General features: G+C 28.7%; 14 protein-coding genes. 9 read left to right on the top strand and 5 right to left on the bottom strand.

Annotated elements, in window-relative coordinates; translation table 11 throughout:
- Positions 1 to 49: 49 nt before the first annotated feature.
- The 5 genes from KGF41_RS10650 (at position 50) to KGF41_RS10630 (ending at position 5,094) form a co-directional block, all read left to right on the top strand.
- Positions 50 to 1,075: an ABC transporter ATP-binding protein gene (locus KGF41_RS10650; protein ID WP_227856655.1), complete on the top strand. Its 1,026-nt coding sequence runs from the start codon at positions 50 to 52 to the stop codon at positions 1,073 to 1,075.
- A complete protein-coding gene (locus KGF41_RS10645; protein WP_227830157.1) occupies positions 1,068 to 2,012 on the top strand; it encodes an ATP-binding cassette domain-containing protein in 945 nt (314 codons plus the stop codon). Before KGF41_RS10650 ends, KGF41_RS10645 begins: the two co-directional genes overlap by 8 nt.
- A 333-nt stretch (positions 2,013 to 2,345) precedes the next feature.
- Positions 2,346 to 3,200, top strand: a complete 855-nt coding sequence (locus tag KGF41_RS10640; RefSeq protein WP_227830158.1) for a protein-ADP-ribose hydrolase — start codon at positions 2,346 to 2,348, stop codon at positions 3,198 to 3,200.
- Between the two features lie 189 nt (positions 3,201 to 3,389).
- A complete protein-coding gene (locus tag KGF41_RS10635) occupies positions 3,390 to 4,361 on the top strand; it encodes an alpha/beta hydrolase (protein ID WP_227830159.1) in 972 nt (323 codons plus the stop codon).
- A 283-nt stretch (positions 4,362 to 4,644) separates the two neighbouring features.
- On the top strand, positions 4,645 to 5,094 hold the full coding sequence (locus KGF41_RS10630; RefSeq protein ID WP_227830160.1) for a hypothetical protein: 450 nt from the start codon (positions 4,645 to 4,647) through the stop codon (positions 5,092 to 5,094).
- A 160-nt stretch (positions 5,095 to 5,254) separates the two neighbouring features.
- Here KGF41_RS10630 and KGF41_RS10625 read toward each other — a convergent pair whose 3' ends face one another.
- Complete coding sequence (locus KGF41_RS10625; RefSeq protein ID WP_227856654.1) at positions 5,255 to 6,184, bottom strand: helix-turn-helix transcriptional regulator; 930 nt, start codon at positions 6,182 to 6,184, stop codon at positions 5,255 to 5,257.
- 192 nt (positions 6,185 to 6,376) lie between these two features.
- Here KGF41_RS10625 and modA point away from each other — a divergent pair, with 192 nt between their 5' ends.
- The 4 genes from modA (at position 6,377) to KGF41_RS10605 (ending at position 9,661) form a co-directional block, all read left to right on the top strand.
- Positions 6,377 to 7,189, top strand: coding sequence for a molybdate ABC transporter substrate-binding protein (gene modA / locus KGF41_RS10620; RefSeq protein WP_227830162.1), 813 nt, complete (start codon positions 6,377 to 6,379; stop codon positions 7,187 to 7,189).
- A gap of 148 nt (positions 7,190 to 7,337) precedes the next feature.
- Positions 7,338 to 8,021: a molybdate ABC transporter permease subunit gene (gene modB, locus KGF41_RS10615; RefSeq protein ID WP_227830163.1), complete on the top strand. Its 684-nt coding sequence runs from the start codon at positions 7,338 to 7,340 to the stop codon at positions 8,019 to 8,021.
- Positions 8,022 to 9,098: a sulfate/molybdate ABC transporter ATP-binding protein gene (locus tag KGF41_RS10610; RefSeq protein WP_227830164.1), complete on the top strand. Its 1,077-nt coding sequence runs from the start codon at positions 8,022 to 8,024 to the stop codon at positions 9,096 to 9,098.
- A 5-nt stretch (positions 9,099 to 9,103) separates the two neighbouring features.
- Entirely contained in the window at positions 9,104 to 9,661 is a 558-nt protein-coding gene (locus KGF41_RS10605) for a sugar O-acetyltransferase (protein ID WP_227830165.1), read from the top strand.
- A gap of 186 nt (positions 9,662 to 9,847) precedes the next feature.
- Here the strand turns inward: KGF41_RS10605 and KGF41_RS10600 are convergent, their stop codons facing one another.
- From KGF41_RS10600 to KGF41_RS10585, 4 genes are all read right to left on the bottom strand, one after another.
- A complete protein-coding gene (locus tag KGF41_RS10600; RefSeq protein WP_227830166.1) occupies positions 9,848 to 10,864 on the bottom strand; it encodes an ABC transporter substrate-binding protein in 1,017 nt (338 codons plus the stop codon).
- 32 nt (positions 10,865 to 10,896) lie between these two features.
- Positions 10,897 to 11,919 carry a CD0873 family tyrosine ABC transporter substrate-binding lipoprotein gene (locus tag KGF41_RS10595; RefSeq protein WP_227856653.1) on the bottom strand — a complete coding sequence of 341 codons (1,023 nt, stop codon included), beginning with the start codon at positions 11,917 to 11,919 and terminating at the stop codon, positions 10,897 to 10,899.
- Between the two features lie 153 nt (positions 11,920 to 12,072).
- Positions 12,073 to 12,828, bottom strand: a complete 756-nt coding sequence (locus KGF41_RS10590; protein ID WP_227830168.1) for an ABC transporter ATP-binding protein — start codon at positions 12,826 to 12,828, stop codon at positions 12,073 to 12,075.
- The coding region (locus tag KGF41_RS10585; RefSeq protein WP_413841488.1) for an ABC transporter permease subunit at positions 12,815 to 13,340 on the bottom strand (526 nt) is incomplete at its 5' end. The genes KGF41_RS10590 and KGF41_RS10585, both read right to left, overlap by 14 nt.

Genomic DNA, 13,340 nt, shown 5'->3' with positions numbered 1-13,340 from the left:
GGGATAAAATATATCCCTAAGGTTTGAATAGCATAGGGGTTGATGGTTTTTGGAACATTTATTGGAGGTTAATAATCTATCTGTAAGCTTTAAAATTGAAGAAGGTGAAGTACAAGCTGTGAGAGATGTGTCTTTTACTCTAAAGAAGGGTGAAACACTAGCTATAGTAGGAGAATCTGGTTGTGGAAAATCTGTATTGTGTAAAAGTTTGATGAAGATACTTCCATATAATGGATATATCAAAGGTGGAGAGGTTCTACTTAAATCAAAGGACTTAGTTAAAAAATCTGAGAAAGAAATGGAAAAGATTAGAGGAAGAGATATATCAATGATATTTCAAGACCCTATGACATCTTTGAATCCAACCATATCAATAGGAAAGCAAATAACTGAAGCTATAGTAATCCATCAAGGCATAAGTAAAAGTGAAGCTAAAAAAAGAGCTATAGAACTTATTGAATTAGTTGGGATAGATAATCCTGAAAAAAGATTTAAACAATTTCCGCATCATTTTTCAGGAGGAATGAGGCAACGTATAGTAATTGCTATAGCACTGGCTTGTAATCCAGAAGTATTAATTGCTGATGAGCCTACAACAGCCTTGGATGTGACTATACAAGCTCAGATAATTGACTTAATAAAAGAACTACAAGATAAAATAGGTTTATCAATAATATTTATAACTCATGATTTAGGTGTAGTTGCAACTATGGCTGATAGGATAGCAGTTATGTATGCAGGTAAGATTGTAGAAATAGGAACAGTAGAAGATATATTTTATGACCCTAGACATCCATATACTTGGGGATTATTAGGTTCATTACCTACTTTAGATTCACAAGAAGAGTATTTGTATAATATACCTGGAATGCCTCCAAATTTATTAAATCCTCCAAAGGGGGATGCATTTGCAGTAAGAAATAAAAATGCTCTTAGGATAGATTATGAAAAGGAGCCACCAATGTTTAAAATTAATGATACACACAGTGCAGCAACTTGGTTATTGCATCCAGATGCACCTAAAATAAATATACCAGTTAGGGTAAATGGTGGAAGGGTGATTTCTAATGAATAAAGAAAAATTACTAGAAATAAAAAATTTAAAACAATATTTTCATTTGGATAAAAGTACTACTGTAAAAGCAGTTGATGATATAAGTTTTGATATATATAAAGGAGAGATATTTGGTTTAGTAGGAGAATCTGGTTCGGGAAAATCTACAACTGGTAAAACTATAATAAAGTTACATGAGCCTACTGGTGGAGAGGTAATTTATAAGGGAAATTGTATCTCAGATAAAAAAGCATATAAATTTGTAAAAAAAGATGTAAATAAAAGTATGCAGATTATTTTTCAAGATTCTACTTCATCATTAAATCCTCGTATGACAATTGGAGATATAATTTCAGAGCCACTTAAAATTCAGGGTGTCTGTAAAAATAAAGCAGAAAGACTGGATAAAGTCTATGAGATGTTAAATTTAGTTGGGCTTGATAGAAGCTATGCAAATAAGTATCCTTCTGACTTTTCGGGTGGACAAAGACAACGTATTGGTATAGCTCGAGCTCTTTCAGTAGACCCAGAGTTTATAATAGCTGATGAACCTATAGCTTCTTTAGATGTATCTATACAAGCACAAATAGTAAATTTATTTAAAAAATTACAGCAAGAAAAAAACTTAACTTGTTTGTTTATAGCGCATGATTTATCTATGGTGAGACATATTAGTGACCGTATAGGAGTTATGCATAATGGAAAATTAGTAGAATTAGCGGATTCAGAAGAGTTGTATAATAATCCTATTCATCCATATACAAAGTCTTTACTTTCTGCAATTCCTATTCCTGACCCAAGATATGCTAAGCTAAGAAATAGAGTGGAATATAATTCTAGTATGTATAATTGTTCAAATGATGAGTTATCAAGTTGGATTGAGGTTTCAGATGGTCATTTTGTATATGCTTCTAAATCAGATATAGATAAATACCAACAAAATTTAAAAGTTGTTTAGTGTAAAAACCACTCTAGGTAAGAGAGTATATAGATTTAGAGTGGTTTTTATGTATATAAATTTATGTGTAAAAGTGTCAGTTTTAGAAACTTTCGCCTTTAATTATTATATTTAAAAATTTTATGTTTAAAGTGTTAGCAAGTAGCATATTATTTCTATAAAGGGTTCTATAAAATACTTAAAATAGTTCTATATTTTGTCTTTAAATATATTAATATTAAAAAATTTACACTTTTAACAGGATTTATGTAAGTGTTTATAGAAATAAATAAGTATGTACATAATACATAATTATTTTTTATAATTCTAAAATACAAGAATGGAGAGATAGCTATGAAGTGGAGAGATTATGCTGATGATGTAAACTTATTTGAGGATTTTGATAGAAGTATCAAACCTCTAACTGACGAACAAAAAAAGAAAAATATAAACACTTTAATTGCATATTTTTCAAAAGAAGTTCCTTCTAAAATATACAATTTATCAAATGATGAAATCAAGCCTAGAGATATACTTAGAGGACTTCTTAATGTATATCCACCAAAAGAAATTGCTCCAGAGATACTGAGTATGTTACATAATTTATTGTTAATTGAATGTGAAGAAAGAGAGTTAGTAGATGTAAATGATATAGAAGAAGTAGAGGAAGGTATTGCTATATGGAGAGGCAATATAACTAATTTAAAAGCAGATGCAATAGTAAATGCTGCAAATAATAAGTTATTGGGATGCCTGCAACCATTACATTTATGTGTAGATAATGAGATACATTCATGTGCAGGTCCTAGACTTAGAGAAGATTGTGACAAAATAATAAAAAAACAAGGACATTTAGAATATACAGGAGATGCTAAAATAACTAGAGGTTATTGTCTACCTGCAAAATTTGTAGTACACACTGTTGGACCTATTGTATCTGGTGGTCAGCCAAGTAAAGAACAGGAAAAACAATTACTACATTGCTACAAATCATCTCTAAATACTATAAGAGAAATTGATGAAATAAAGAATATCGTTTTTTGTGGTATTTCTACAGGGGTATTTGGATATCCAAAAAAAGAAGCAGCTAATCTTGCTGTAAATAGGGTGAGATTGTGGTTAAAAGAAAATCATGAGAAAAATTTAAAAGTTGTATTTAATGTATTCACAGAAGAGGAAGAAGAAAAATATAGAAGAATATTTAGATAGTACTTGTCAATAAAGTATATAGTAATATTTATTAGATGAGGTAATAGCTTATAAATATTAATGATTAAAAAAATATAATTTGTAATTTTAGTAGATTAATAGGTATAATAGAAATCATAAGAGTAGTATAAGTAGTGATTGTATTACTTTTAAAAAACACAATATAGGAAAATTAAATGGTAAATAAATATGAAAAATAGTTTTAAAAATTATATTAGTTTAACAAATAAGGTAATAGTTGTGTCAGTTGTATTTCTGTTAATACTATTAATCATATCGTACATATTTGGAAAATTGGTGTACGATAGCTCAGTTGGCTCAGAACAGTTAATAAAAAAAGAGGATGTAGTAAAAGTATTTTCTGAGAGAAAAGATAAACCATTAGATAAATTAAAAAACTACAAGACAGAGGAGTTAATGATACAAAGTTCTAATAATTACAAACTGGAAAGTCTTTTTATAAATTCAAATATAAAAACAAAAAATACTATTATAGTTGTTCATGGAATTGGAAGTAGTCACTATGAAATGTTAAAAATAGCATATGAATACTTAGATAAAGGTTATAATGTATTGATTTACAATCAAAGAAATACTGGTAACAGTGGAGGCGATAATTTCACATTTGGTCTTTATGAGAGATATGATTTAGATAGTATGGTTAAGTTTGTAAAAAATAAATTCCCAGATGGTAAATTGGGAATCCATGGATTTTCTATGGGTGCAGGAACGGCTACTATGCATACAGCTATAAATTCAGAAAGTCAAGAGGTCGATTTTTATATATTAGATTCTCCATATTCTGAAATGAAGGATGCCATTAGAATGGGAGTAATAGAAAAACATATACCAAATATATTAGTAAATTATGTAGTAGCATGTGGAGATTTGTATAATAAATTTAAATCTGGATTTTGGTATAGTGATGTAGAGCCATATAAGGCAATCGAAAAGAGTAATGTTCCTATACTATTTATACATGGAACAAAAGACACTGTTTGTAATTATCAAAATAGCCAAACAATGTATGACTTAGTCAAACATAATAAAAAAGAGCTATGGCTTATAGAAGGTGTTGAACATGTCGCTGGATATGACTCTGATAGTAGAACATATTTCAATAGAATTTTCAAGTTTATAGATAGTAGTATTATTAATTAATAGAAATTAGTTGTATATTTCAAGGGGGTGTCTCAAAATGAACTTTTTAGTTCATGAGGCACTCTTTTTTGTATGAAATCAACTATATTTTCATCATTTCAACAATGACAAAGAGGCTTATCTCTATTTTGAGACAGTCCCTTTTTCATATTAAATATAAATGTTTAATATGAATTAATTGATTATGAAAATGAAAATAACTACCAATTAAATTCACTTATACCTCAAATAAAAGAGTTAGTATTATATATAACAAAATCTAACGAAAAGAGAGGTAGTATATATGAAAAACAAAAATAATAAAGAAAAAGGCATGTTGAATGTGAGAGCATTAAGAGTTTTGGGATTACTATTGATATTTTTTGATTATACAGGAGATACTTTAAATTTTTATAACTTTTTTGCTAAACCCTTAGTATCAGGAAGTTTATATCAACCAGGAGGAGCCGACTATATAGTATTGTTATTATTTGTTGCAGAATGTGTATACTTAGTAGGAAGATACACATTAAAAGTTAAAATAAATTGGAGTGAAGTTATTGAAAATGAAAAAGATAATTTTATTAATAATTTATTAGTTGAGAAAATACAAGAAGAAAGCAACTTTGTATATAACCTATTAAACTCATTTATTTTACCACATGTATACAAGATAGGAGAATTATTCATATTTAAAACACATAACGCGTTAATCTACATTAAGGAAAAATACTATTATGTAAATATATATTAATATATATTTAACTGTTTAGTGTATTGAATTCTATATATGACTATTAAGACGAATAGTATAGGTTTCTTTGATAGGTTAAGTTTTTTGATATACATAAAAATCGCAATTTACCTTACTATTAATTTATAAGTCTTGTAAAAATAGATTGCGATTTTTATTTTTAAACTTCTGCTATGACTTTACCTGTGTCAATCAAATCATATCCACCAAGACCCTGAAGTTCAGCCTTAAATTCAGCTGAATTAATTATACTAATTATAGTTTGGTAGACAGGGTTTTTTAAGTCTTCTTTTTTTATGACCAAATCATAGCGTTCCTTGTGAAGAGGAATAAAGTCAATATTGTTTACTTGTAGAGCAGCTTTTTCATTGCCCAATCCAACATCAGCTATACCACGAGAAACCTTGCTTGCTACGCCTAAATGTGATAATTCTTCATTATAATAACCATTTATATCAGTGCCATTAAAATTTAAAAGTCTAAGTTTACCATCAAGCAAAACTCTAGTTCCAGCCCCTTTTTCTCGATTTACAAGTGTTATATTTGGTCTGGTTAAATCCTTCCAATTTTTTATTTCCTTAGGATTTCCTTTAGCAACGTAAAAACCTTGCATTCTATAAGCTAGATTTATAAGTACACATGGGATTCCTGGTAACAGTTTTTTAACAAAAGTACTATTATATTCATCTGTTTCAAAATCCCATAGATGGGATGATGCTATAGAAACCCTGCCATTATACAATTCATATAGAGCATTATAACTGCCTATATAAGAGCGAAATGTATTTACTCTATCTAATTTTTTTTCAACAGACCTAGCTAAAATATCTAATATTACATCTTGACCAGAAATAATAATTTTAGAATTATTATCAATATCTATATTTTTATTGTTAAAATGTGTATCTTTAATTTTACCAGTTTTCTGATTGTTGATATATTCTTCAACATCTTTAATATCAACTCTTATTTTTTTACCTACTTTGTAAGAAGGAAGCTCACCTCTTTTGATTAATTCATATACAGTATTTTTTGTTATTTTTAATAGTTCAGCTACTTCAACAGGTGTCAAAGATGATAATGAGTCCATAATCCACCTCCATATAAGGTTATTTTAACATTAAAAAAAGAAAAATGTAGAAAAATATTTAAAAGTAATATAAATAATTTACTTGAAAATTTATTAGCAGGTATATATAATTAAGTTATACATAACAAAACATGATAAAACATGATAAAACGAATTAAAATATGTATCAAATTTACAAAAAGGGAGAGTATTATGAAAAAAATATTGGGAATATTAGGACTAGTTGCATGTTTAACTTTGGGGACAGTTGGATGTAGTAGTAAAGAAAGTCCAAAAGATGATGGAAAAGAAGAACAAACAAGTAAAAGTAGTGAGGCAGTAGAATTAAACATATCAGCTGCAGCAAGTTTAAAAGAAGCAATGGCAAAAATTGAAGAAGAATACAAAAAAGTTGATTCCAATGTAAAACTTACAGTTAACTATGGAGCATCAGGTTCGCTTCAACAACAAATAGAACAAGGTGCACCATGTGATTTATTTATTTCAGCAGGCCAAAAACAAATGAAAGCTTTAGATGAAGAAAAGTTATTGGTTTCTGATACTATGAAAGATTTAGTTAAAAATGATTTAGTTCTTATTTCTTCTGCTGGTAGCGATGTATCTAGTATGAAAGACTTAACTACAGATAAAGTAAAGAAAATTGCAGTTGGAGAAGCTGAAAGTGTTCCAGCAGGTAAATATGCAGATGAAGTATTAACTAATTTAAATTTAAAAGATACATTGAAAGATAAATTAGTGTTTGCAAAAGATGTAAAAGAAGTTTTAGCATGGGTACAATCAGGAAATGCAGATGTTGGATTCGTTTACTTTAGTGATACTGTTAATAATGATAAAATAAAAGTAGTTGAAAAAACAGATGAAAAAACTCATTCACCTATTACATATCCAGTTGCAGTAATTGAAGCTAGTAAAAATGCAGATGCTGCTAAGAAATTTGAAGAATTTCTATTAAGTGATGCAGGACAAAAGATTTTTGAGGAATTTGGATATAAAAAAGTAGAATAAGTTTAAAAATAATTTATATATAATTAAAAAGAAATTGTATATAGATAAATGAAAATTGAAAATAATTGTATATTATAATAAAATGGAAATAGTGAAATTAATAGATTTATTAATTTCACTATTTCCATTTAAATTAAGGAGGGAAAAAATGGGGACAGATTGGTCACCTTTATGGATATCACTTAAGACAGCTTTTTTGTCAACGATAATAACTTTTATAATAGGAATATTTGTGTCATATATTATGGCTAACTATAGAGGTAAGTGGAAAGGTCTTATAGATGGTATATTTACACTTCCATTAATTTTGCCACCCACAGTTGTTGGATTCTTTTTATTGTTGTTATGTGGGAAAAATGGCTTTGTAGGTAAATTTTTACTGAATTTTGATAAAACCTTAATATTTAGCTGGACAGCAACTGTAATCTCAGCAGTAGTAGTATCTTTTCCTATGATGTATAGAACCTCAAGGTCAGCTTTTGAACAAATTGATAACAATATGTTGTCTGCTGCTAGAACCTTAGGTCTTAATGAATGGAAAGTTTTTTTAAAGATTGCAGTACCATTAGCTTGGCCTGGGATAATAGGTGGACTTGTGTTGTCGTTTGCCAGAGCACTTGGAGAATTTGGTGCTACACTTATGATAGCTGGAAATATACCTGGCAAAACTCAAACGATGCCAATCGCTATATTTTTTGCAGTTGAAGGTGGAGATATGAATAAAGCTATGATGTGGGTTATGATTATTGTAGCAATATCTATAGCAATGATTTTATTATTAAATTATTGGTCGGAATTCCAGCAGAAAATAATAGGAAAGAGGTGTAGATAGTTGAGTTTATATGTAGATATTGAAAAAGATTTATCCTCTTTTAAATTAAAAGTAAAAATTGAACAGGAAAAAGGAATTTTAGGATTTTTAGGTGAATCTGGTTCTGGAAAAAGTATGACATTAAAATGTATAGCAGGACTTGAAAAACCTACAAGAGGTAAGATTATATTAAATGAAAGAGTGTTGTTTGATTCTGAAAAAAAGATAAATTTATCAACACAAGAAAGAAATGTTGGTTTTTTATTTCAAAACTATGCATTATTTCCACATATGACTGTAAGCCAAAATATCGAACTTGGTCTTTCAAAGTTAAGTAAAGATGAAAAAAAGGAAATAATAATGAAATATTTAGAAATACTTAAATTAAATGGATTTGAGGGGAGATATCCTTGGCAATTATCTGGTGGGCAACAACAAAGAGTGGCACTAGCTAGAGCATTAGCTACATCTCCAGATATACTACTTTTAGATGAACCTTTTTCTGCATTAGACCATCATTTGAGGAGTAATATGGAAAAAGAACTTATGAACATGTTAAAAGATTATAAGGGAGATATATTGTTTGTTACTCATGATATTGAAGAAGCTTACCGAGTTTGTGATGATATTATGGTTTATAATAAAGGAGAAGGTCTTCCCAAAAGACCTAAAAAAGAACTATTTGAGTTTCCAAAATATCTTATAGAAGCAAAAATAACAGGATGTAAAAATATATCTCGATTAAATAGAATAGATGAAAATACTATTTACGCCACAGATTGGGGATGCAAGTTGACATTAACTGGAAACATAGGTGATAATATAGAATATGTGGGAATCAGAGAGCATCATATTAAGGTTTTAGATTCTAGTGAAAATTTAGATGGCAAGTTATGTTTTCAATTAATTAACATCATAGAAAATCCATTTACATATACTATATATGCTAGAAACCATAATTTATCTAGTGAAAGTATGCCTATTCAAATAGAATTAGAAAAAAACAAAATGAGATTTGAGAAGGGAGACAGCATTTATTTAGATTTTCCACAGGAATATTTATTTTGCTTTAAGTACAATTACAACGAAAAGGAGTAAATTATATGACTGAAAAAGAAAAAATGTTGTCAGGTCAAGGTTACTATGCAAGTGATGAATTGTTAGTAAAAGAGAGAGAGTATTGTAGAAAATTAACTAGATTATTTAATAATACTTTGGAAGATGAGTATGAAAAGAGAGCAGATATTTTAAGACAACTATTTGGTTCAGTTGGTAATAAAATAAATGTGGAACAAAGCATAAAGTGTGACTATGGATATAATATACATGTAGGTGAAAATTTTTTTGCAAATTATGACTGTATTTTTTTAGATGTATGTAAAATTGAAATCGGTGATAATGTAATGTTAGCTCCAAATGTTCAAATTTATACAGCTTATCATCCAATTGATGCACAGCTTAGAATTTCAGGAATAGAGTATGGCTCACCTGTAAAGATAGGGCATAATGCATGGATAGGTGGAGGAGCAATTATAACTCCAGGAGTTACTATAGGTGATAATGTGGTAATAGGTGCAGGAAGTGTGGTTACAAAAGATATACCATCAAATACTATAGCAGTTGGAAATCCATGTAGAGTAATAAAGAAAATAGAAAAATAAGCTTATTTATATAAATAAGTTAAGAGTATTTACATACTATCTTTAAATAAATAATGTATTAAAAGTAAAAATATATGCCTGTTTTATGTCTTGAAAAACTCATAGAAACAGGCATATTGATTGTATACAAAAATCTCATTGAATTTTACTTTGTTTTAATATTTTATATTAATTAGAGTAGCCAAATTATTTATTTTCAGTTTTAATATAAACTATATTCTCGTCAGAAGGTTTATCTATAGAAAGTGCCTTTAGAGTATCTTCATTAATAATTAAATTAGTTTCTTCTAAACTTGTTATAGGCATATCTGAAACTTTAGATTCTCCTTTTAGAATCTTAACAGCCATCTCACCAGTCTTATAACCTAATTTTTCATAATCTATACCTTGGCAAGCCAATGCTCCACCTTTTACCATACCCTCTTCTGCAGCTATTATAGGTATTTTGTTTTTAGTAGCAAGTTGAGAAACTATAGGCATAGAAGATGCAAGTAAATTATCTGTAGGAGCGTAAATAACATCTACATTACCCATTAAACTAGAAGCAGCTTGATTTATTTCACTAGAAGAACTAATTCCTTTTTCAACAATTTTAAGGCCTTTATCATTTGCATATTTCTTCAAGTTATCAACTTGAACTTTAGAATTTACCTCGCTAGTATTATATATAACACCTATAGTCTTTGCTTGTGGGATGAGTATATCAAGAGCCTTTAAACTCTTATCAATAGGTGTAAAATTGGAAGTTCCAGAAACATTTTTACCTGGTTTATCTAAAGAATCTGCAAATCCAGCAGAAACAGGGTCAGTTACAGCAGTTATAAGTATAGGTATATCTTTAGTAGCATTGTATGCTGCCTGAGCAGATGGAGTAGATATAGCAAATATCAAATCTTTTTTATCAGAAACAAATTTACTAGCTATAGTTTGTGTAGTAGGCATATCATTTTGAGCATTTTGATAATCTATTTCTATATTTTTACCATCTTTAAATCCATTATCTTCTAGAGCTTTAATGAATCCTTCTCTAGATGCATCTAAAGCTTGATGCTCAACCAATTGAGTAATACCAATTTTTTTAATTTCATTATTTTTATCAGATGATTTATTTGAATCATCCTCATTATTTTTAGAACAACCTGTAATGGTGGATACACTAAGAACACCAATTAAAATTAAATTTATCAACTTACTGGACTTCATTTTGACCACTCCCTCATAAAAATCTATTATATTTATTCTTGTTTAGTTTTTACATAAGAAATATTTTCATTAGAAGGTTTTTCCATACCTAAAGCTTTTAATATATCTTCATTAACAATGATATCTGTATCATCTGATGTAGCTACAGGCATATCAGAAACTGATTCACCATTTAAAATTTTAACAGCCATCTCACCTGTTTTGTAACCAAGTTTTTCATAGTTTATACCTTGACAAGCAAGAGCACCTTTTTCAACTGGACCAGATTCAGCTGCTATAACTGGAATCTTATTTTCAGTAGCTATTTTAGAAACTATAGGCATAGAAGAAGCTACTAAGTTGTCAGTAGGAACATATAAAACATCTATCTTACCAACTAAACTAGAAATTCCCTGATTGACTTCATTTGAAGTAGTTATCCCTTTTTCAACAACTTTAAAACCATTTTTAGAAGCATATTCTTTTAAAGCATCCACTTGAACTTTTGAATTAACTTCACTAGTATTGTACATAACTCCTATAGTTTTTGCCTTAGGAGCAAATATTTTAAGAAGTTCTAAGCCTTTTTCCACAGAAACGAAATCTGATGTTCCAGATACATTTCCACCTGGTTTTTCAATTGATTTAACTAAGCCAGCAGAAACAGGGTCACTGACAGCAGTTATAAGTATAGGTATATCCTTAGTTGCATTGTACGCTGCTTGAGCAGATGGAGTAGATATGGCAAATATTAAATCCTTTTTATCAGATGCAAATTTACTTGCAATACTTTGTGTAGTAGGCATATCATTTTGAGCATTTTGGAAATCTATATCAATATTTTCTCCATCTTTAAATCCATTTTTTTCTAAGGCTTTTACAAATCCTGTTTTAGTAGCATCTAATGCTGGATGTTCAACCAATTGAGTTATACCAATTTTTTTCACTTCTTTATCTTTAGAGCTATTTTCTTGTTTAGAATTGCCAGAGTCTCCACCTTGTGAACATCCTGTAAGCATAGATACTCCAAGAGCACCAGCTAAAATTAAACTTACCAATCTTTTTTTATTAATCATTTTTATATCCCCCTCAAAAGTTTTATTGTTATATATGTTCATATATTCATATGAATTGTTGTAGTATTGCTAAAAATGTTATGACTTTAAAATTATTTTATAAATAAACTAACTTGTAACTAAGCTAAAATTAAATTATCATAATAGATACTTTTAAACTGCATATTCAAATTTTTCTAATATTTCTTCAACTGTTAATTTTTCTTTTTCTTTTCCCTTTACATCTAAGACAACTTCACCTTTATGGAGCATTATCAATCTATCTCCATACTGAAGAGCATGCTTTAAGTTGTGAGTTACCATAAGGGTAGTTATATTTTTTTTTCTTACAATCTTATCAGTTAATTCAATTACTTCATTTGATGTCTTTGGGTCAAGTGCCGCTGTATGTTCATCAAGTAATAAAACTGAAGGGCTTGTTAAGCATGACATAATTAGTGAAAGTGATTGTCTTTGACCTCCTGATAAAAATTGTACTTGTACGTCTAGGTATTTTTTTAAATCCAGAGAAACTCCTTCTAATAAATTTTCTAGAAAATCTCTTTTATAACGAAGACATTTTTTTAGATTCAATAACTTACCTTTATTAAGAGCCAAGGATAAGTTTTCTCTAACTGTCATAGAAGGACAAGTTCCTAAACTTGGGTCTTGAAAAACTCTACTTACTATTTGAGTTCTTCTATGTTCAGCTAAATTAGATAGATTGTGTTTATTTAATAATACTTGACCAGAAGATTCTTTTATAAGACCCGATATTATATTTAATAAAGTGGATTTACCAGTTCCATTACTACCTATGATACTTACAAATTCACCATCTTCTATGTCAATTGATAAATTTTCAAATATAGTATTAGGTTGACCGTATGGATTTGGGAAACTCTTTGAAAGATTTTTAATTTGTAACATCTATAACACCTCTTTTTTCAGATTTATTTTTGGTACTAGCTTTGTACTTGTTTTTTTTTAGTGAGATATTTAAGTTACCAGTAGCTAAGAAAGCTATTATAACTATGGCAGTTATCAGTTTTAAATCAGTTGATAGCATACCTAAACTCATTGCAAAGTATATAGTGAATTGGTATATGAAAGAGCCAACAATTATTGCAGTAGTATCTTTAATAAAAGTGAATTTCTTAAATAATGTAATACCAATTATGATAGAAGCAATTCCAAGTACTAAAGTTCCAATACCCATATTTACATCTGAAAATCCTAAGAATTGAGCCATCAAACTACCAGATAAAGCTATAAGTCCATTTGAAATCATAAGTCCTAATATTTTTATAGAACCAATATTTATACCCAAAGATTTAATCATTTGAGAGTTGTCACCAACACCTTTTAGAGTGTATCCAAGACCTGTCTTTAAGAATAAATCTAAAAGCACTTTACAGATAAATACAAATACTAAAGCTAAA

Origin of the sequence: Clostridioides sp. ZZV14-6150, from assembly GCF_020657875.1 — a bacterium.
In the GTDB taxonomy this organism is placed as follows: Bacteria; Bacillota; Clostridia; order Peptostreptococcales; family Peptostreptococcaceae; genus Clostridioides.
This window is presented reverse-complemented; position numbering and strand designations above follow the sequence as displayed.

Bases quoted from the DNA above. Each gene is read 5' to 3' on its own strand.
- KGF41_RS10590 (WP_227830168.1), bottom strand. From the start codon at position 12,828: ATGTTACAAATTAAAAATCTTTCAAAGAGTTTCCCAAATCCATACGGT.
- KGF41_RS10595 (WP_227856653.1), bottom strand. From the start codon at position 11,919: ATGATTAATAAAAAAAGATTGGTAAGTTTAATTTTAGCTGGTGCTCTT.
- KGF41_RS10630 (WP_227830160.1), top strand. From the start codon at position 4,645: ATGAAAAACAAAAATAATAAAGAAAAAGGCATGTTGAATGTGAGAGCA.
- KGF41_RS10625 (WP_227856654.1), bottom strand. From the start codon at position 6,184: ATGGACTCATTATCATCTTTGACACCTGTTGAAGTAGCTGAACTATTA.
- KGF41_RS10600 (WP_227830166.1), bottom strand. From the start codon at position 10,864: ATGAAGTCCAGTAAGTTGATAAATTTAATTTTAATTGGTGTTCTTAGT.
- KGF41_RS10640 (WP_227830158.1), top strand. From the start codon at position 2,346: ATGAAGTGGAGAGATTATGCTGATGATGTAAACTTATTTGAGGATTTT.
- modA (WP_227830162.1), top strand. From the start codon at position 6,377: ATGAAAAAAATATTGGGAATATTAGGACTAGTTGCATGTTTAACTTTG.
- modB (WP_227830163.1), top strand. From the start codon at position 7,338: ATGGGGACAGATTGGTCACCTTTATGGATATCACTTAAGACAGCTTTT.
- KGF41_RS10645 (WP_227830157.1), top strand. From the start codon at position 1,068: ATGAATAAAGAAAAATTACTAGAAATAAAAAATTTAAAACAATATTTT.
- KGF41_RS10635 (WP_227830159.1), top strand. From the start codon at position 3,390: ATGAAAAATAGTTTTAAAAATTATATTAGTTTAACAAATAAGGTAATA.
- KGF41_RS10605 (WP_227830165.1), top strand. From the start codon at position 9,104: ATGACTGAAAAAGAAAAAATGTTGTCAGGTCAAGGTTACTATGCAAGT.